The 17,847-nt window shown below is 60.7% G+C and carries 17 protein-coding genes; 7 read left to right on the forward strand and 10 right to left on the reverse strand.

The features are described 5' to 3' along the window. Positions 1-18: 18 nt before the first annotated feature. The gene (gene ilvA, locus ACGJAX_RS04735) at positions 19-1,533 is read right to left on the reverse strand and encodes a threonine ammonia-lyase, biosynthetic (protein WP_390957607.1); all 1,515 of its coding nucleotides are present in this window, start codon (positions 1,531-1,533) and stop codon (positions 19-21) included. 290 nt (positions 1,534-1,823) lie between these two features. On the opposite strand from ilvA, the gene rpiA reads away from it, so the two are divergent. Continuing rightward, positions 1,824-2,498, forward strand: coding sequence for a ribose-5-phosphate isomerase RpiA (rpiA, locus tag ACGJAX_RS04740; protein WP_090326285.1), 675 nt, complete (start codon positions 1,824-1,826; stop codon positions 2,496-2,498). Between the two features lie 123 nt (positions 2,499-2,621). Here rpiA and ACGJAX_RS04745 read toward each other — a convergent pair whose 3' ends face one another. From ACGJAX_RS04745 to ACGJAX_RS04760, 4 genes are all read right to left on the reverse strand, one after another. Next, positions 2,622-3,539 carry an SdiA-regulated domain-containing protein gene (locus ACGJAX_RS04745; RefSeq protein WP_390957609.1) on the reverse strand — a complete coding sequence of 306 codons (918 nt, stop codon included), beginning with the start codon at positions 3,537-3,539 and terminating at the stop codon, positions 2,622-2,624. Positions 3,540-3,651: 112 nt separating this feature from the next. Continuing rightward, on the reverse strand, positions 3,652-4,578 hold the full coding sequence (locus ACGJAX_RS04750; protein ID WP_390957611.1) for an SdiA-regulated domain-containing protein: 927 nt from the start codon (positions 4,576-4,578) through the stop codon (positions 3,652-3,654). A gap of 197 nt (positions 4,579-4,775) precedes the next feature. Beyond that, entirely contained in the window at positions 4,776-5,441 is a 666-nt protein-coding gene (locus ACGJAX_RS04755; protein ID WP_090326292.1) for a fumarylacetoacetate hydrolase family protein, read from the reverse strand. A 23-nt stretch (positions 5,442-5,464) separates the two neighbouring features. Then, a complete protein-coding gene (locus ACGJAX_RS04760; protein WP_090326295.1) occupies positions 5,465-6,859 on the reverse strand; it encodes an FAD-binding oxidoreductase in 1,395 nt (464 codons plus the stop codon). 204 nt (positions 6,860-7,063) lie between these two features. On the opposite strand from ACGJAX_RS04760, the gene serA reads away from it, so the two are divergent. Continuing rightward, positions 7,064-8,293, forward strand: a complete 1,230-nt coding sequence (gene serA / locus ACGJAX_RS04765; RefSeq protein WP_077048552.1) for a phosphoglycerate dehydrogenase — start codon at positions 7,064-7,066, stop codon at positions 8,291-8,293. A gap of 62 nt (positions 8,294-8,355) precedes the next feature. Here serA and ACGJAX_RS04770 read toward each other — a convergent pair whose 3' ends face one another. Beyond that, positions 8,356-8,781 (reverse strand): DUF4399 domain-containing protein, encoded by a 426-nt coding sequence (locus tag ACGJAX_RS04770; RefSeq protein ID WP_390957614.1) that lies wholly within the window; start codon positions 8,779-8,781, stop codon positions 8,356-8,358. A gap of 134 nt (positions 8,782-8,915) precedes the next feature. On the opposite strand from ACGJAX_RS04770, the gene ACGJAX_RS04775 reads away from it, so the two are divergent. Continuing rightward, positions 8,916-9,500, forward strand: a complete 585-nt coding sequence (locus ACGJAX_RS04775) for a transporter substrate-binding domain-containing protein (protein ID WP_390957616.1) — start codon at positions 8,916-8,918, stop codon at positions 9,498-9,500. Between the two features lie 128 nt (positions 9,501-9,628). On the opposite strand, the gene ACGJAX_RS04780 is transcribed toward ACGJAX_RS04775, so the two are convergent. Both ACGJAX_RS04780 and ACGJAX_RS04785 read right to left on the reverse strand, forming a co-directional pair. Further along, on the reverse strand, positions 9,629-10,114 hold the full coding sequence (locus ACGJAX_RS04780) for a 2-thiouracil desulfurase family protein (protein ID WP_390959805.1): 486 nt from the start codon (positions 10,112-10,114) through the stop codon (positions 9,629-9,631). 2 nt (positions 10,115-10,116) lie between these two features. Next, positions 10,117-10,749 (reverse strand): 2OG-Fe(II) oxygenase, encoded by a 633-nt coding sequence (locus ACGJAX_RS04785; protein ID WP_390957618.1) that lies wholly within the window; start codon positions 10,747-10,749, stop codon positions 10,117-10,119. A 108-nt stretch (positions 10,750-10,857) separates the two neighbouring features. On the opposite strand from ACGJAX_RS04785, the gene ACGJAX_RS04790 reads away from it, so the two are divergent. Beyond that, positions 10,858-11,610, forward strand: coding sequence for a DUF2059 domain-containing protein (locus tag ACGJAX_RS04790; RefSeq protein ID WP_390957620.1), 753 nt, complete (start codon positions 10,858-10,860; stop codon positions 11,608-11,610). Positions 11,611-11,629: 19 nt separating this feature from the next. On the opposite strand, the gene ACGJAX_RS04795 is transcribed toward ACGJAX_RS04790, so the two are convergent. Then, entirely contained in the window at positions 11,630-12,577 is a 948-nt protein-coding gene (locus ACGJAX_RS04795) for an alpha/beta hydrolase (protein WP_248914500.1), read from the reverse strand. 97 nt (positions 12,578-12,674) lie between these two features. Between ACGJAX_RS04795 and ACGJAX_RS04800 the strand changes: the two genes are divergently transcribed. After that, positions 12,675-13,256 carry a DUF6436 domain-containing protein gene (locus ACGJAX_RS04800; protein WP_390957622.1) on the forward strand — a complete coding sequence of 194 codons (582 nt, stop codon included), beginning with the start codon at positions 12,675-12,677 and terminating at the stop codon, positions 13,254-13,256. A gap of 99 nt (positions 13,257-13,355) precedes the next feature. Continuing rightward, positions 13,356-15,767, forward strand: coding sequence for a penicillin acylase family protein (locus tag ACGJAX_RS04805; RefSeq protein WP_390957624.1), 2,412 nt, complete (start codon positions 13,356-13,358; stop codon positions 15,765-15,767). Positions 15,768-15,894: 127 nt separating this feature from the next. Here the strand turns inward: ACGJAX_RS04805 and ACGJAX_RS04810 are convergent, their stop codons facing one another. After that, complete coding sequence (locus tag ACGJAX_RS04810) at positions 15,895-16,860, reverse strand: DJ-1/PfpI family protein (RefSeq protein ID WP_390957626.1); 966 nt, start codon at positions 16,858-16,860, stop codon at positions 15,895-15,897. A 305-nt stretch (positions 16,861-17,165) separates the two neighbouring features. On the opposite strand from ACGJAX_RS04810, the gene ACGJAX_RS04815 reads away from it, so the two are divergent. Then, positions 17,166-17,807 carry an HD domain-containing protein gene (locus ACGJAX_RS04815; RefSeq protein WP_248914504.1) on the forward strand — a complete coding sequence of 214 codons (642 nt, stop codon included), beginning with the start codon at positions 17,166-17,168 and terminating at the stop codon, positions 17,805-17,807. Positions 17,808-17,847: the final 40 nt, after the last annotated feature.

Genomic DNA, 17,847 nt, shown 5'->3' on the forward strand with positions numbered 1-17,847 from the left:
GCCCATCAGCGTAGCCGTTCAGCCGAGAAACAGCTGATAGGCCGGGTTGTCGCTTTCGTCCCAGTACGGGTAGCCGATTTCCTCAAGCGCTGCGGGCACCAGGTGACGCTCATCGTGAGGCACCTGCAGGCCGGCAACCACACGGCCATCCGCCGCACCATGGTTGCGGTAGTGGAACATCGAAATGTTCCAGCGCCCGCCGAGTTTGTTGAGGAAGTTGAACAACGCCCCCGGACGCTCCGGGAACTCGAAGCGCAGGATCACTTCATCGACCACATGGGCCGCGCGGCCGCCTACCATGTGACGGATGTGCAACTTGGCCAGTTCGTTGTCCGTCAGGTCGATCACCGGGAAGCCCTGCTCGCCGAGACTGGCGATCAGCGCACTGCGCGGGTCGGTTTCCGGGTGCGTCTGCACGCCAACGAAGATGTGCGCCTCGCTGCCGGTGTTGTAGCGGTAGTTGAATTCGGTGATCTGGCGCTTGCCGATGGCTTCGCAGAACGCCTTGAAGCTGCCCGGTTTCTCGGGAATGGTCACGGCGATGATGGCTTCGCGACCCTCACCCAGTTCGGCGCGCTCGGCCACGTGGCGCAAACGGTCGAAGTTGACGTTGGCCCCGGAATCGATGGCCACGAAGGTGTGCCCGGTGACGCCGCGCTGCTCGACGTACTTCTTGATCCCCGCCACGCCCAAGGCCCCGGCAGGTTCGGTGATCGAGCGGGTATCGTCGTAGATATCCTTGATCGCGGCGCAGATTTCGTCGGTGCTGACGGTGATCACTTCATCGACATGGTCTTTGCAGATATCAAAGGTGTGCTGGCCGATCTGGGCCACCGCGACACCGTCGGCAAAGATGCCCACGGTCGGCAGCACAACCCGTTCACCTGCCGCCATGGCGACTTGCAGGCAGTTGGAGTCGTCCGGTTCGACGCCGATGATCTTGATTTCGGGGCGCAGGTATTTGACGTACGCCGCGATACCGGCGATCAGCCCGCCGCCGCCCACCGGAACGAAAATCGCGTCCAGGCGCCCGGGATGCTGGCGCAGGATCTCCATGGCCACCGTGCCCTGCCCGGCAATGGTGTGCGGATCGTCATAAGGATGGATGTAGACGTAGCCTTTTTCGTCGACCAGTTTCAGCGAGTAGGCCAGGGCTTCCGGGAACGAATCGCCGTGCAGCACCACTTTGCCACCACGGGAGCGCACGCCTTCGACCTTGATCTCGGGAGTGGTCTTGGGCATTACGATGGTCGCCTTCACGCCCAACACCTTGGCCGCCAGGGCCAGGCCTTGCGCATGGTTGCCCGCCGAAGCGGTGACCACGCCACGCGCGCGCTCTTCGTCGCTCAATTGGGTCAGCTTGTTGTAAGCGCCGCGAATCTTGAACGAGAACACCGGCTGCAAGTCTTCGCGCTTGAGCAAAATACTGTTGCCCAGCCGCTCGGAGAGCTGACGGGCAGTCTGCAATGGGGTTTCTACGGCAACGTCATAAACGCGCGAGGTGAGGATCTTTTTGACGTACTGTTCAAGCATCGGAAAGCATCACTGAGCGGGTTGGGCAGGACCAAGGAGTCTAACCCGGCTTTTGGGCAGGCGACCACACTAAACCGGTGGTTTTAAGTCACCCGAAAGAGATCACTGTCTGCAGGAGCGAGCTTGCTCGCGAAAAAACCAAAGGCACCGCGGGGTATCTGGTTTTACGCATTATCGTTCGCGACCATCGCGAGCAAGCTCGCGCCTGCACTAATCGGGCAATGACCTTCCCCGCCCCGACGCCTATAATGCAGGCCTTTCGTTCCCCTCTTCGGCACCTCGGAGCCCGCATGACCCAGGATCAACTCAAACAGGCAGTGGCTCAGGCCGCCGTCGACTTCATCCTCCCGAAACTCGATGACAAGAGCATCGTCGGGGTCGGCACCGGTTCCACCGCCAACTGCTTCATCGACGCCCTGGCCCAACACAAGGGTGCATTCGACGGCGCGGTCGCCAGCTCCGAAGCCACGGCCGCCCGCCTCAAGGGCCACGGCATTCCCGTGTACGAGCTCAATACCGTGAGCGACCTGGAGTTCTACGTCGACGGCGCCGATGAAAGCGACGAGCACCTTCACCTGATCAAGGGCGGCGGCGCAGCCCTGACCCGCGAGAAAATCGTCGCGGCCGTGGCCAAGACCTTCATCTGCATCGCCGACGCCAGCAAGCTGGTGCCGGTACTGGGCACCTTCCCGCTGCCGGTGGAAGTGATCCCGATGGCCCGCAGCCACGTGGCCCGCGAACTGGTGAAACTCGGCGGTGACCCGGTCTACCGTGAAGGCGTGCTGACCGACAACGGCAACATCATCCTCGACGTCTACAACATGCAGATCACCAACCCAGTGGAGCTGGAGAAGCAAATCAACGCGATCGTCGGCGTAGTCACCAACGGTCTGTTCGCGGCGCGTCCGGCGGACCTGCTGTTGCTCGGGACCAGTGAAGGCGTGAAGACCCTGCGCGCCGAATAAGCCAGACACAAAACCTGTGGCAGCGAGCCTGCTCACGATCAGGCCTGATCAGTCGACTCAGATGTTGAATGATGGACCGAAATCGCGAGCAGGCTCGCTGCCACATTGGCTTTACGGTGCTGGTTAAGGCTGCGGCGGCCTCTTGAAGACATAGAACAAGTTCGGCTCACTCACCAGGTACATCGTACCGTCGTCACCCATGGCGATCCCTTCCGCTTGCGGAACGTTCTTTTGCAACCCCTGGCGCCCCTTGCTCAACGACATCGTGCTCAGCGGTCGTCCGTCCACATCCAGCTCCAGAACCAACCGAGACTCGTCGGACAGCGCCATCAAGTGCCCGCTGCGTTCGTCATATTGCAGGCTCGACAGATCCCGCACGAACAAACCGGCGTCACGCTTGGGATTGTTGATGACGTGCACCGCGTAGGATTTTTCCGGATTGAAGTGCGGAAACCCGTGCACTTCGTAGATCAGCATCGGGTCGCGCTCCTTGGCGACAAACAGACGCTTGCCCACCGAATCGTAGGCCAGCCCCTCGAAGCCCTTGTTGCCGCTCGCGTGCACGCCGAGCGTCATCTGTTCGGCGTCCACCGCATCGAGGAAGGTAGTGCCCTGTTCCAGGTGAATCTTGATCAGGCGCTGCTGGCTTTCGTCGGCAATCACGTAGGTGTCGGCACTGATGAACTCCACCGCTTCCGCATCACCAAAACCGATCAATGCCACACGACGCAAAATCCTGCCGTCCAGGGACAGCTCGATCAACTCGGCGTTTTTGTTGGTGACGGTGAACAGGCTTTTGCGCACCGGATCGAAGGTCAACGCCGAAACATCGGCGTCCAGCCCCTTGATGACTTGCCCTTCCAGGACCACTTGATACTGGTCAAGGCCAATGGACTGGGTATCCATCGGCTGCCAAAGCGTATTCAGGTTGAACCACGCGCGCTCGAACAGGCGCAGGTATTGGCCGATTGCGACCAGAACGATCAGCGCAATCGCCGACAGGATCAGTATCAGAGGCTTGGGGCGGGCAAATCGACGCATTCGGACAGGCTCGGAATCAAAACAGGCGGATGAAATATCACGCCTGCCTGAATTGCAGCTTAATGGCCATCAGCCCTGAAGGACAACGCAAGAGCTGCCGGCGTCGCCGCGATTACTTGTGCTTTTCGAAGCGGTAGAACAGGTTCGGCTCACTCACCATGTACAGCGTACCGGCCTCATCCATGGCCACGCCTTCAGCGCGGGGAATGGTATTTTTCAGGCCATTGAAGCCACCCAGCAGGGCAATAAAGCTGACCTGCTCGCCCTTTTTATCCAGCTCCAGCAGCAGATGGGAATCGGCGGACAGCACCAGCATGTGCCCGGTCCGCGGATCAATGGCCAGGGCCGAAAGGTTGCGCATGTCCAGCGCATGACTGGCAAGCTTGACCTTGTCACCGGTCAGGACCTTGCCGTCGCCTTTCCAGGCAAACAACGCTGGCGGGCGCTCTTCACCCAGCATCAATTGCTGATTGCTCGAATCCCAGGTGACCCCTTCGAACGCTTTGTTCTGGTCTTTAGACGGGCCGAGGTCGTATTTCGGGAAATTGGCGATGTTCAGCTCGCGGGTATCGGCATCGACCTTGACGATGGTAATCAAGTGAGAGCGCTCATCGACAATGGCCAGCAAGCCGTTGCCCAGCACCGTGACGCCTTCCGGGTTGCTCCAGCCCACCAGCGGCATTTTGCGCAACACATCGCCCTGCAACGTCAACTCGACCAGAAACGGGTTTTTCCCCATGACCGAAAACAGGGTTTTGGTCTGCGGATCGTAGGCGAGGTCCGACGCTTCGTCCTTTTCCATGCCCGGCAGGGGCTTGGCGTCGATCACCGCACGATAGTCCGGCAGCCAGACACTCGCCTGGCGCTCAGCCGGGCTCTTGAACTGCTCTCGCACCCACAGCACGCCGCGATTGTCCCAATGCATGGCAAATGCAAGGCCGTAGGCGGCGACGATGACCAGCAAAAGCCAGGAGTACCAACGCATGGCGAAGCGCGATCGGCGGGCGGTTTTCAGCGTGGTCAGCGGTCGGGTGGCCATCGGGGAATGCATCCAGAAAATCAATCGGTGGGTAAAAGCACGCTTGGGCTCGGCTCAGGCGCCGAAAACCAGGCGGGCGAAGTGACACCTCTGCAGGGGCTGGCTTGCCGGCGAAGAGGCCCTCACAGTCAATGAACAGGTTGACTGGAAGACCGCCTTCGCTGGCAAGCCAGCGCCTACCGAGGTCTTGCGTGTGATCAGCGAACGCTGCTGGTGAAGCTGCTGGCGCCCGGCAGTTCCAGAACGATCTCATCACCGACATTCAACGGACCCACGCCCACTGGCGTGCCAGTGAGGATCACATCACCGGCCTGCAGCGAGAAGCAGCCGGCCATGTGCTGGATCATCGGCACGATCGGGTTGAGCATCGCGCTGCTGTTGCCATCCTGGCGAACTTCGCCGTTGATGGTCAGGCGAATGCCGATATCGGTCAGGTCGGCGAAAGTGCTGCCGGATACGAACGGAGCAATCACCGCCGCACCGTCGAAGGACTTGGCGATTTCCCAGGGCAGGCCCTTGGATTTCAGCTCGGCCTGCTTGTCACGCAGGGTCAGGTCCAGGGCCGGAGCGAAACCGGAGATCGCGTCGAGCACTTCTTCACGGCTTGGCTTGGTCGACAGTGACTTGCCGATCAACACCGCAATTTCCGCCTCGTAATGCACTGCACCACGGTCGGTCGGAATGCTGAAACCACCTTCCGGTGACACCACGCAACTGCCCGGCTTGATGAACAGCAATGGCTCGGTCGGGATCGGATTATCCAGTTCCTTGGCGTGTTCGGCGTAGTTACGGCCGATGCACACCACTTTCCCCAGCGGAAAATGAATACGCGTACCGTCGACATACTGGTGCTGATAGCTCATTGACCGACTCCTGATTCGTTGATTCAAACAGCGAAAATCTTGCCCGGGTTCATGATGCCGTTCGGGTCGAACACCGCCTTGACGGCTTTCATGTACTCGATCTCAACCGGGGAGCGGCTGTAGGTCAAGTAATCACGCTTGGTCATGCCCACGCCGTGCTCGGCGGAAATCGAACCGTTGTACTTCTCGACGGTTTCGAATACCCATTTGTTAACGGTCGCACACTTGGCGAAGAACTCGTCCTTGCTCAGGTTATCCGGCTTGAGGATGTTCAGGTGCAGGTTGCCGTCGCCAATGTGACCGAACCAGACGATTTCGAAATCCGGGTAGTGTTCGCCGACGATCGCATCAATTTCCTTCAGGAACGCCGGAACTTTCGACACGGTGACCGAAATGTCGTTCTTGTATGGCGTCCAGTGGGAAATGGTTTCGGAGATGTATTCGCGCAGTTTCCACAAATTCTGCAGCTGGGTTTCGCTCTGGCTCATCACGCCGTCCAGCACCCAGCCCTGCTCGACGCAGTGCTCGAAGGTTTCCAGCGCGTGGTTGGCCACTTCTTCGGTGGTCGCTTCAAATTCGAGCAGTGCGTAGAACGGGCAATCGGATTCGAACGGCGCCGGAACGTCGCCACGGGCCATGACTTTGGCCAGGGCTTTATCGGAGAAGAATTCGAAGGCAGTCAGGTCGAGTTTGCTCTGGAACGCGTGCAGCACCGGCATGATCGAATCGAAATCGGCGGTGCCGAGGACCATGGCAGTGAGGTTTTTCGGTGCGCGATCCAGGCGCATGGTCGCCTCGACCACGAAACCGAGGGTGCCTTCAGCACCAATGAACAGCTGACGCATGTCGTAGCCGGTCGCGTTCTTGATCAGGTCACGGTTCAGTTCCAGCACGTCGCCCTTGCCGGTGACCACTTTCATGCCGGCAACCCAGTTACGGGTCATGCCGTAGCGAATCACCTTGATCCCGCCGGCATTGGTGCCGATGTTGCCGCCGATCTGGCTCGAACCCGCCGACGCGAAGTCCACCGGGTAGTACAGGCCGTTTTCTTCGGCCACGTTCTGCAAATGCTCGGTCACCACGCCCGGCTGGCACACGGCGGTGCGGTCGGTGAGGTTCACGTCGAGGATCTGGTTCATGTAGTCGAACGACACGACGACTTCGCCGTTGGCCGCGACCGCCGCCGCAGAAAGACCGGTACGTCCGCCGGACGGCACCAGCGCCACCTTGTGTTTATTGGCCCACAGGACAATGGCCTGGACCTGTTCGGTGGTCTTCGGGAACACGATGGCCGTGGGTGCCGGGGCGAAATGCTTGGTCCAATCCTTACCGTAAGCATTCAGGGAGTCGTCATCGGTCAGCACCTTGCCGGGCTCAACCAGGGTCTTCAGCTCATCAATCAGGGCAGGATTGGTCATCGACAGAACTCTCGAACAATTCATGGTCATCCTGAGAACGCTTCACGTCGCAGGAATGAGTGTTTAGCGGGGCGCATATGCTAGCATACCGACCCCGCAGCATAGTGCCCAACGGCTGTTCTGCGGCGACGGCTTTCCTGCCGTCCGGGTCAGCGTCTGCTGGCTATCTCCTGCCATTTTTCTCCGGGATACAGGTTTACGCAGATGAGCAAGACTTCTCTCGATAAGAGCAAGATCAAGTTCCTTCTTCTCGAAGGCGTCCACCAATCGGCTGTCGACGTCCTCAAGGCGGCGGGCTACACCAGCATCGAGTACCTCACAGGTTCTCTGCCGGAAGCCCAACTCAAGGAAAAGATCGCTGATGCTCACTTCATCGGCATTCGCTCGCGCACTCAACTGACCGAAGAGATCTTCGATCATGCGAAGAAGCTCGTCGCGGTTGGATGTTTCTGCATCGGCACCAACCAGGTTGATCTGGACGCGGCCCGCGAGCGCGGTATCGCCGTGTTCAACGCCCCGTACTCCAACACCCGCTCCGTCGCAGAACTGGTGCTGGCCGAAGCGATCCTGTTGTTGCGCGGCATCCCCGAGAAGAACGCTTCCTGCCACCGTGGCGGCTGGATCAAGAGCGCGGCCAACTCCTTCGAAATCCGTGGCAAGAAGCTGGGCATCGTCGGCTACGGCTCGATCGGTACCCAACTGTCGGTCCTGGCTGAAGGCCTGGGCATGCAGGTGTACTTCTACGACACCGTGACCAAGCTGCCACTGGGTAACGCCACCCAGGTCGGCAACCTGCACGAGCTGCTGGGCATGTCCGACATCGTGACCCTGCACGTACCGGAAACCGCTGCGACCCAGTGGATGATCGGCGAGAAGGAAATCCGCGCCATCAAAAAGGGCGGCATCCTGATCAACGCCGCACGCGGCACCGTGGTCGAGCTGGACCACCTGGCCGCCGCCATCAAGGACAAGCACCTGATCGGCGCTGCCATCGACGTATTCCCGGTGGAGCCACGCTCCAACGACGAAGAGTTCGAAAGCCCGCTGCGTGGCCTGGACAACGTGATCCTGACCCCGCACATCGGTGGTTCCACCGCCGAGGCGCAGGCCAACATTGGCCTGGAAGTGGCCGAGAAGCTGGTCAAGTACAGCGACAACGGTACCTCGGTATCGTCCGTGAACTTCCCGGAAGTGGCCCTGCCGGCTCACCCTGGCAAGCACCGCCTGCTGCACATCCACGAAAACATTCCGGGTGTGATGAGCGAGATCAACAAGGTCTTCGCCGAAAACGGCATCAACATTTCCGGTCAGTTCCTGCAGACCAACGAGAAAGTCGGCTACGTGGTTATCGACGTAGACGCCGAATACTCGGAGCTGGCGCAAGAGAAGCTGCAACACGTCAACGGCACCATCCGTAGCCGCGTGTTGTTCTGATCGCGAGTTGAGCGACAAAAAAGGGAGCCTTCGGGGCTCCCTTTTTCATGCGCGCAATAACGTTATTTAACGTTTACGGTGATCTTCTTCGAGACGATCGGCGGATCGAATGGCATGTGGCCACTGTCGCCCAGCTCCAGCTGGAGGGTGTGTTTGCCCGGTGTCAGGGTTATTTCAGCCTGGGTCTGCGCCTTGCCGTAGTGCAGGTGGTGGGCATCGTTCGGAATCGGCATACCCGCCGCCGGCATTTTATCCACATCGATCAGCAGGTGATGGTGGCCTGTGTTCTTGGTGGGATCGCCAGCTGGCGCCAGCGCGATGTTCTCGACAGCGAACTTGACGACGACAGTCTGTGGAACCGTCGCACCGTCTTTAGGAGAAACGATGGACACTGCAGCACCCGCAGGCGCCGGAGTCGCAGCACTGGCCAGCACAGAAACGCCCATCAGCAGGCCAGCCAAAGCAGCTCGTGACATAAAGGTTTTCATTCTCTTCTCCAGTTTTTCCGTAAAATCCGCGTGACCATCACAACTTCATGGTCAATCGTTGTCGAAGGCACTCGATAACCATAGCAAAGCGAACCTGATAACAGCGTCGCGATAATGATTTCAAAGGAGTGACCATGCGTTTTCTGCCTGGCCTGATCTGCCTGCTACCCCTTTTGAGCCCGTTGGCTCATGCCGAACTGATTGATGACGTCAACGACCGCGGCGAACTGCGCATAGCCCTTGAGGCCAATACTCCCCCTTTCAATTTCAAGAAAGACGACAAGCTCGAGGGCTTCGAAGTTGAATTGGGTCAACTGCTCGCCAACGAACTGGAAGTTCGGGCCGATTTCGTCGTCACTGACGGCAGCGATCTGTTGACCGGCGTCGAAAGCGGCAAGTACGACATCGCCATCAATCACATAACAGAGACCCCGGCGCTCAAGGAACGTTTCGACTTCAGCGAACCTTATCGTCGTACCGATGCACAGCTGATTGCGCAGAAAGACGAGCCGCGCTCAATGCTGCTGCTGCAATCGCTGACAGAAGAGAAGCCCAAAGCCAGTTCGCCCGTGAACCTGGCGATTCCGTTTCAGAAGGGTAATCCGGCCTTTCATGCCAGCCTGGAAAACGCGTTGCAGCGAATCAAGGCCGATGGCCGGCTTAAAGCGCTGGAAGAGAAATGGTTTGGGCCAGATGCAGGTGTAACGCCAAAGCAATGACCCTGCAGGCGTGAGCTTGCTCGCGAAGGACTCAAGTGCGTAGCGTTTACCCAGATCACACGCGTTATCGTTAACGACCATCGCTGCGATGCGGCGACCCGACCAGCCAGCGCCTGCAGGGTTCGGGGTCAGCTCAGGTTTTCCAGGGCTGTCGCCGCTTCAGCCAGCTCCAGCTCGCTGAAGACTTGCACGCCGTGGCGCTTGAGCAGTGCAGCCGTCACGCCTTCGCCACGGACCTTCACCCCACTGAACGTCCCGTCATAGGTCAGCAGATTGCCACAAGACGGGCTGTTGGCCTTGAGTACGGCGATGCGGATGGCATGCTGCCGCACCAATTCCAGTGCCTGGCAGGCCCCACTCAGAAACTGCGCGCTGACGTCCTCGCCCTCGGTCGTCAGCACCGACGCCTGGCCATCCAGCACTTCACCGCCCTGCCCGCCCGGGATTTCCGCCGCCGCACGTGGTGTCGGCAATCCACCGGCGACTTCCGGGCACAACGGCACGACACGACCTTCATCGAGCCAGATCTGTAGCTGATCGAACGGACCGCTGGCCCCGCCGTCGTAACGTACGCGATGCCCCAGCAGGCAGCGGCTTACCAGAATTTTCTGCATCATCAGAACGGCTCGTTGCCGCGACGCCGGAACCAGCCGGTCAACGACAGGCGTTCGCGGGTCGCAGGCAAAACTTCATGGGGGACCTCACCCGACAGGAACACCACCAGGCAGCCACCGATCGGTGTCACATCGTATGCCGCGCCTTCTTCCAGGTACATGCGCAATTGGCCGCCGTGCTCGGGCAGCCAACCCTCATTGAGGTAGACCACCGCCGAGACCATGCGCCGGTCGTCATCGCGAAACCGGTCGACATGCTTGAGGTAGAACGCCCCCGGCGGGTACATCGCGAAATGGCTTTCGAAATCTTCCAGCCCCAGGAACAGATCGCGGTTCATGGCCTCGCGCAGGCTGTCCATCAACTCCAGGTAACTGTCGCAAGGCTCGGCCTGGCCGGGCTCGATCCACTGGATATGATCGCCGCGAATACCCTCGCGAATCTCCGAGGACGGCCCGCGCCCCACCGCAGCGGGAGCCAACTCACCTTCGGCGGCACGTTTACGGCACTCGGCCGCCAGTGCCCGGGTCAGATCCAGAGGCAGGAAAATATTTTGCTGCGACCAGCCATTGGCGGCCAGGTCATCGACGATTCGTAACAGCAATGGGTGATCAGAAGGTATTGGCATGGCGCGCATAGTATTCCTGCGCCTGAAAATCCGACAGAGCCACGCAGCGGGTTGATACGAATTCTCGACAAGTCCGTATGCCACACGGAGAATAGTCGCCTGCTGACAGGAGTCCCTATGCGCCGTTTGCTTTTCTCCCTGCTGATGTTCTGCGTTTTGCCCGCTTGGGCAGACGGCCACGACCAGTTGTACAAGGTCGCCGGCTGGCCAGAACAACGCGCGCATTTCAACGACGCTCTTTCAGCCGCCCAACAACGCTACCAAAGCAGTCTGCCACCCGCGGTGTTCCAGGCACTGGTCAACAACAGCAATCAACGCTTTGACCCCAAAGCCGTGGATCAGCGCGCCGAATCGCAACTGCGCAAGAATCTCGCCGATCCGAAACCGGCGCTGGCCTTCTTCCAATCGCCACTGGGCAAGAAAATCGTCACCGCCGAATTGCTGGCGACGCGCCGCGACCAACTGGCGAAAAACGCCAAGGGCTTGCCGAGGATGCAGGCCAGCGATAACCGCCTGTTGATCATCGGTCACCTGGCCCAGGCCCTGCCCGCTCGCGAGGCCGGCGCGGAAGTCAGCCTGGCGATTGCCGGTGTCGCGGCCGACAGCTTGAGCGCGATGATCCCCGGCCTGCTCGGCGCCGGTCAGGCGCAAGGCATGTTGAACAGTCAGCGTCAGCGTTTGATGGAGCAGATCGGCAGCGACCTGAACAACACACTGCTGTATGTCTATCGCGATCTGTCGGATGAAGAACTGGAAGAGTTCGCCACGTTTGCCGAGTCGGCAGAGGGCAAGGCTTATTACCAGGCGGCACTGGCGGCGATTCGGGCGGGGCTCGCGGTGGGGCAAAGCACGTCGAACCTGGCCCAATAATTTTTGGGGGCCCGAATGATCACTGATTCCGCCCCTTGATCCGCTTGGTCAAAAACCCGAAGTACTCCCCTCGCAACGCCGGCACTTCATTCGCCAAATGATGCCGCGCCTCGGGCAGCATCAGCACCTGCGGCCGATCGAACTTGCCCCGCAACACCTCAAGGTTATGCTCCCAGTCCACCGTCATGTCCGCCTGGCCTTGCACAATCAGGGGTCGCCGGGGGCTTGCCGGTGCGGCTTCGACACGTTTGATCCAGCGTGCCAGCGCGCCTACCCAAGCCGTCGGCAGACGCAGTGGCTGCAACGGATCGGCCTGCAGGAAGGGCAAAAATTCCGGGTCGTTGGAGTTCTCGCTGAAGCGGCGGGCAATGGCTTTGACGAAAGGCTTGAGCAGGTAATAGCTGAATTTCGACCAACCCCACGCCCGCGGCCGCACCAGCGGTGCCAACAGAATCACCTGACCCTGGGCCGGGCTGCTCGCCCCTGCATTGAGCACATGATCGATCACAATGGCGCCGCCGGTGCTTTGCCCGCACAAATGCCACGGTTGCGGCAGCTCCAGGGATTGCGCTTCGCTGAACAACCCTTGCAGGGTGTCCTGGTACTCGGCGAAGTCCCTGATGCTCGCCCGCTCGCCGCTGGACAGTCCATGCCCCGGCAAGTCACAGGCAATCACGGCAAAACCCTGATCCAGCGCCCACTCGATCACATGCCGGTAAAGCCCGGTGTGATCATAAAAACCATGGAACACAAACAGCGTCGCTTTCGCCCGCTCGGGCCACCAGAACTGGCTGACGACTTCATAGCCGTCGACCTGGAAACGCCCCAGGCCGCTGCGCACATTGCGTGAAGAAAAGTCCAGCCGGTAAAACCGCTGATAAGCCTGCGCCTCTACCGACAACGGCTGCCTCTCGGCCAATGGCCGCAGGCTGGCGCGCAGGTGATCAGGGTCGAAGGTGGCAGGCATGAACGATTCCAGGGCGTGAAACGGACTTTATTGACCTGCGATATTCATCTGTCGCAGCAAGCATGGCAAGCTAGCCGACCCTCAAGGAGTGCCCTCAATGCGCCCGCCTTACCGCGCCACACTGCTTATCGGCCTGCTGGCGCTCATGTGTGCCGGAGTACTGTGGGCTGCATACGACTGGTTTCAAGGGCGTTACCTGCGCGCGTTCAGTGAGCACACGGCGGTGTTCTCCGGCGATCCGCTGCGTCTTCCCGCTGACCTCGCCGGCCCGGGCGCCATCCGCCTGGTGCATTTCTGGGACCCGGCCTGTCCGTGCAATGTCGGCAATCAACAACACCTGGCCGAACTGGTCGAGCGCTACGTGCCACAAGGTGTGGAATTTTATGCAGTGCAAAAGCCCGGCAGTCATGGCCAGCTACCCAGCACCCTGAGCAGCCTGAAAAGCCTCGACGTCTTGCCCGGCTCCGAGCAGATCCCGGCCAGCCCGGCCGTGGCGATCTGGGATCGCAGCGGCAAACTGGCGTACTTCGGCCCCTACAGCGAAGGCCTGACCTGCAATTCGAGCAACAGCTTTATCGAACCGATCCTCAAAGCGCTGAACGAAGGTCGTGAGGTGAGTGCCACGCACACCCTGGCGGTGGGGTGTTACTGCCCCTGGCCCCCTGGCACAACGAAGTAGCCACACGAATCCCTCCTACGGGCGATGGGCCAAACCGGCCTGCCGTGTTAAACAGTGGCGCCAGGGAATCGCTGTCACACATAACAATAAGGAGACACCATGAAACGTAGCCTGACCGCTCTCGGCTTGCTGATCATCGCGCTCACCGCGGCGGGCGGCTGGTACGCCTACAGCAAGCAGCCGTCACGCCAGGGCATGGTGGAACTGCAACACCTGCAAGGTTCGGTCACCGTGCGCTACGACGAGCGTGGCGTGCCGCACATCCGCGCCGAAAACGAAACCGATCTTTACCGCGCCCTCGGCTACGTCCATGCCCAGGACCGCTTGTTCCAGATGGAAATCCTGCGTCGCCTGGCTCGTGGCGAGCTGGCCGAAGTGCTCGGGCCGAAACTGCTCGACACCGACAAGCTGATGCGCAGCCTGCGCATTCGCGAGCGCGCCGAAACCTACCTAGCGAACCTGGATAAACAATCGCCCGCCTTCATCGCCATGCAGGCCTATCTGGATGGCATCAACCAGTATCAGGACACTCACGCCAAACCCGTGGAGTTCGATGTATTGGGCATTCCCAAGCGCCCGTTCACGGCCCAGGACACCATCAGCATCGCCGGTTACATGGCCTACAGTTTTGCCGCGGCGTTTCGCACCGAGCCCCTGCTGACCTACGTGCGCGATCAGCTGGGCGCCGACTACCTGAACATCTTCGATCTCGACTGGCAGCCCAAGGGCCTATTGGCGAAACGTCACGGCGGCGCGGCACCCGCACTCGCCAGCAGTGACTGGAAAGACCTCAACGCCCTCGCCCGCCTCAGTGAACAGGCGCTGGCCGACAATGGTCTGCCGCAATTCGAAGGCAGCAACGCCTGGGTCGTCGCCGGCAGCCGAACCCAAAGCGGCAAGCCGCTGCTGGCCGGCGACCCGCATATCCGCTTTTCCGCGCCCGCGGTGTGGTACGAAGCGCATCTCTCTGCGCCGGGGTTCGAACTCTACGGCCACTATCAGGCCTTGATGCCGTTCGCTTCGCTGGGCATGAACCGTGATTTCGGCTGGAGCATCACCATGTTCCAGAACGACGACCTCGACCTGATTGCCGAAAAGGTCAACCCGGACAACCCCAACCAGGTCTGGTACCGCGGCAAGTGGGTGGACATGTCGACCAGCGAACAGCAAATCGCGGTCAAGGGTCAGGCTCCGGTCACACTGGTGTTGCGCCAGTCGCCCCACGGCCCGATCGTCAACGATGCATTGGGCAGCGGCGTGGGCAAGACGCCAATCGCCATGTGGTGGGGTTTTCTCGAAAGCCAGAACCCGATCCTCGAGGGCTTCTATCAGCTCAACCGTGCCGACACCCTGGCCAAGGCACGCAGTGCTGCCGCCAAGGTCCAGGCCCCCGGCCTGAACATCGTCTGGGCCAACGCCAAGGGCGACATCGGCTGGTGGGCCGCAGCACAACTACCCAAGCGCCCTGCGGGTGTGCGCCCCGGCTTTATCCTCGACGGCAGCACGCCTGACGCCGACAAGGACGGTTTCTACCCCTTCAGCGCCAACCCGCAGGAAGAAAACCCGGCGCGGGGGTACATCGTCTCGGCCAACTTCCAGCCGGTGTCACCGACGGGCATGGAGATTCCCGGTTATTACAACCTGGCCGACCGTGGTCAGCAGCTCAATCAACAACTCAGCGCCAAGGGCGTCAAGTGGGATCTGGAATCCAGCCAGAAGCTGCAACTGGGTACCACCACTGCCTACGGCCCGCGCGTGTTAGCGCCATTACTGCCGGTGTTGCGTGCAGTGGTGAGCGATCCCGCCGAACTGAAACTGGTGGAACAACTGGCTCAATGGAAGGGCGACTACCCGCTGGAATCCACCAGCGCCACGGTGTTCAACCAGTTTCTGTTCAATCTGGCTGACGCGACGATGCACGATGAATTGGGCAACGATTTCTTCGAAACGCTGCTCTCGACCCGCGTGATCGACGCCGCGCTGCCGCGCCTGGCCGCCAGCCCCGACTCGCCGTGGTGGGACAATCGCAACACCCTTGGCAAGGAAACCCGGGCCGATACCGTCAAGGCTGCGTGGCAGGCCAGCATCGCCCACCTCAAGACCACCCTCGGTCCGGACTTCGCGCAATGGCAGTGGGGCAAGGCCCATACGCTGACCCACGGCCATCCGCTGGGGCAGCAAAAACCGCTGGACCTGATTTTCAACGTCGGCCCCTTCGCCGCGCCCGGCAGCCATGAAGTGCCGAACAACCTGTCAGCCAAGATCGGCCCGGCGCCCTGGCCGGTGACGTATGGCCCGTCGACCCGGCGCCTGATCGACTTCGCCGACCCGGCCCACAGCCTGACCGTCAACCCGGTCGGCCAGAGTGGCGTGCCGTTCGACAGCCACTACGACGATCAGGCCGAGTCGTACATCGAAGGGCTGTACTACCAGGCATATCTCAATGATGAAGAGGTCACGGCCAATACGCGCAGTACGTTGAAGCTGTTGCCGGCGCGAGGTGCTCAGTAAGATTTGTGTTGCCTGGACTGGCCTCATCGCGAGCAGGCTCGCTCCCACATTGATCCGGCGCACGCAGATCCATTGTGGGAGCTAGCCTGCTCGCGATAAGGCCCGCGAGAACAACGCAAATCCTGGCTTAAACCATCGCCGCAAAGTTCAGCCTGAACTGTTGCGGCGTCACTCCCAGCCTGCGATTGAACACACTGCGCATGTGCTGGGCATCGCGGAAGCCGCATTGATAGGCCACCGTCTTGAGCGGCGACCGGGTGCTTTCCAGCAGCACCCGTGCCGCGTCCACCCTGGCCCGCTCGACGAACTCGGCCGGGGTGATCTTCGCTTCCCTGGCAAACACTCTGGAAAAATTGCGCGCACTCATGTTGGCGGCATTGGCCAGGTCGGCGATGGTCAAGTCGCCGTTGAGGTTGGCCAACACGTAGTGCTGGACCATTGCCACCGCCGAGGTCGGTTCGGCATGGGGAGCGAGGAACGGGCTGAACTGTGACTGGCCGCCCGAGCGCTGGGTGAACACCACCAGCCGCTTGGCCACGCTCAACGCCACTTCCGGCCCCTGGTCGCGACCCAGCAGGGACAACGACAAGTCGATCCCCGCCGTGACCCCCGCCGAGGTGTAAAGCTCGGCGTCCTGGACGTACAGGCGATCGGCTTCGACCTGAGTGGTCGGGCAAAGCGCCGCCAACGCTGGCGCATCGCTCCAATGGGTGGTCACCGTACGCCCCTGCAGCAAACCCGCCCGGGCGAGCATGAATGCGCCATTGCAGATCGAGCCAAAGCGTTGCGCCCGCGCGCAGGCATCGCGCAGCCAGGCATCGAATGCCGCGCCGAAATTCATGAATGGCAACTGCGGCCCACCCGCCACCAGCAGCAAGTCGTAGCCCTGCAATGCTTCGCTGAAATGTCGATGGGCGTTGAGCGACAGGCCGTTGGAACACGCTATCGCGCCGCGCTCCACGCCTATCACTTCAATCTGATAATGATCCTTGGGGGCGAGGAATCGATTGGCTTCGGAAAACACATCCATGGGGCCAGTGACGTCCAGCGACTGCACACCTGCGAACACCACGATGGCAACGGTTTTACTCATGACGTGAATAGCCTTTTATGAATCGGATCACACCGTCTCCTGTAGGAGCGAGCCTGCTCGCGATGGCCGTGAGGGCGCTGTGTTTATCCAGACAGCCCGCGTCATCGTTGACGTCCATCGCGAGCAGGCTCGCTCCTACAGGGGCTGTGTGCAACCCTAGCCAATCCAGGCCCGACAAGCGAGGTTGGCGCGATATGTAGGCTCATTGGCCGGGATCGCAGCCATGGATCGATTGTCCGGTTTGGGGTGGACGAACAGACTGAACCCCTCAACGCCGCCACGGCGTTCATCACGAGGGAACTCCCATGAGCACCACCATCGCCGGTATCAAAATCCCCGACAGCGCCTTGGCCAGAGCCACCACCGAATACATCCGCGACATCGAATCAGACCTGCTCTACCACCACTCGCGCCGGGTATTCCTGTTTGGTGCGCTGAGCGGTGAACGCAAGCAACTGGCCTATAACCCTGAGCTGTTGTACGTCGGCGCGATGTTCCATGACCTCGGCCTGGTGGAAGGCTATCGCAGTGACAGCGAACGCTTCGAAGTCGATGGCGCCAATGCGGCGGCCGCGTTCCTCAGGCCCTACGGGTTCAGCGATGACGACATCGAGCAAGTCTGGTTGTCGATCGCCCTGCACACCACCCCTGGCGTGCCCCAACATTTGCGGCCTACCGTTGCGCTGGTGACGGCCGGTGTCGAGATGGACGTACTGGGGATGGACTACGCCGCGTTTCCCACCGCGCAGCGCGAAGCAGTGGTGCATGCGCATCCACGGGGTGAAGGATTCAAGGAATGCATCATCTGCGCCTTTGCCGACGGCTTGCGCCATCGCCCGCAGACCACGTTTGGCAACGTGAAGACGGATGTGCTGTTGGATCAGGAGCCGGGGTTCAAACCGATGAACTTTGTCGAGGTCATCCGCAAATCCCCTTGGGTTGCCTGACCTCCAATCAACCTGTGGGAGCGAGCCCGATCGCGAAGGA

This window comes from Pseudomonas moorei, from assembly GCF_042846945.1.
GTDB lineage: Bacteria > Pseudomonadota > Gammaproteobacteria > Pseudomonadales > Pseudomonadaceae > Aquipseudomonas > Aquipseudomonas moorei.

Bases quoted from the DNA above. Each gene is read 5' to 3' on its own strand.
- ilvA (WP_390957607.1), bottom strand. From the start codon at position 1,533: ATGCTTGAACAGTACGTCAAAAAGATCCTCACCTCGCGCGTTTATGAC.
- rpiA (WP_090326285.1), top strand. From the start codon at position 1,824: ATGACCCAGGATCAACTCAAACAGGCAGTGGCTCAGGCCGCCGTCGAC.
- ACGJAX_RS04745 (WP_390957609.1), bottom strand. From the start codon at position 3,539: ATGCGTCGATTTGCCCGCCCCAAGCCTCTGATACTGATCCTGTCGGCG.
- ACGJAX_RS04750 (WP_390957611.1), bottom strand. From the start codon at position 4,578: ATGGCCACCCGACCGCTGACCACGCTGAAAACCGCCCGCCGATCGCGC.
- ACGJAX_RS04755 (WP_090326292.1), bottom strand. From the start codon at position 5,441: ATGAGCTATCAGCACCAGTATGTCGACGGTACGCGTATTCATTTTCCG.
- ACGJAX_RS04760 (WP_090326295.1), bottom strand. From the start codon at position 6,859: ATGACCAATCCTGCCCTGATTGATGAGCTGAAGACCCTGGTTGAGCCC.
- serA (WP_077048552.1), top strand. From the start codon at position 7,064: ATGAGCAAGACTTCTCTCGATAAGAGCAAGATCAAGTTCCTTCTTCTC.
- ACGJAX_RS04770 (WP_390957614.1), bottom strand. From the start codon at position 8,781: ATGAAAACCTTTATGTCACGAGCTGCTTTGGCTGGCCTGCTGATGGGC.
- ACGJAX_RS04775 (WP_390957616.1), top strand. From the start codon at position 8,916: ATGCGTTTTCTGCCTGGCCTGATCTGCCTGCTACCCCTTTTGAGCCCG.
- ACGJAX_RS04780 (WP_390959805.1), bottom strand. From the start codon at position 10,114: ATGCAGAAAATTCTGGTAAGCCGCTGCCTGCTGGGGCATCGCGTACGT.
- ACGJAX_RS04785 (WP_390957618.1), bottom strand. From the start codon at position 10,749: ATGCGCGCCATGCCAATACCTTCTGATCACCCATTGCTGTTACGAATC.
- ACGJAX_RS04790 (WP_390957620.1), top strand. From the start codon at position 10,858: ATGCGCCGTTTGCTTTTCTCCCTGCTGATGTTCTGCGTTTTGCCCGCT.
- ACGJAX_RS04795 (WP_248914500.1), bottom strand. From the start codon at position 12,577: ATGCCTGCCACCTTCGACCCTGATCACCTGCGCGCCAGCCTGCGGCCA.
- ACGJAX_RS04800 (WP_390957622.1), top strand. From the start codon at position 12,675: ATGCGCCCGCCTTACCGCGCCACACTGCTTATCGGCCTGCTGGCGCTC.
- ACGJAX_RS04805 (WP_390957624.1), top strand. From the start codon at position 13,356: ATGAAACGTAGCCTGACCGCTCTCGGCTTGCTGATCATCGCGCTCACC.
- ACGJAX_RS04810 (WP_390957626.1), bottom strand. From the start codon at position 16,860: ATGAGTAAAACCGTTGCCATCGTGGTGTTCGCAGGTGTGCAGTCGCTG.
- ACGJAX_RS04815 (WP_248914504.1), top strand. From the start codon at position 17,166: ATGAGCACCACCATCGCCGGTATCAAAATCCCCGACAGCGCCTTGGCC.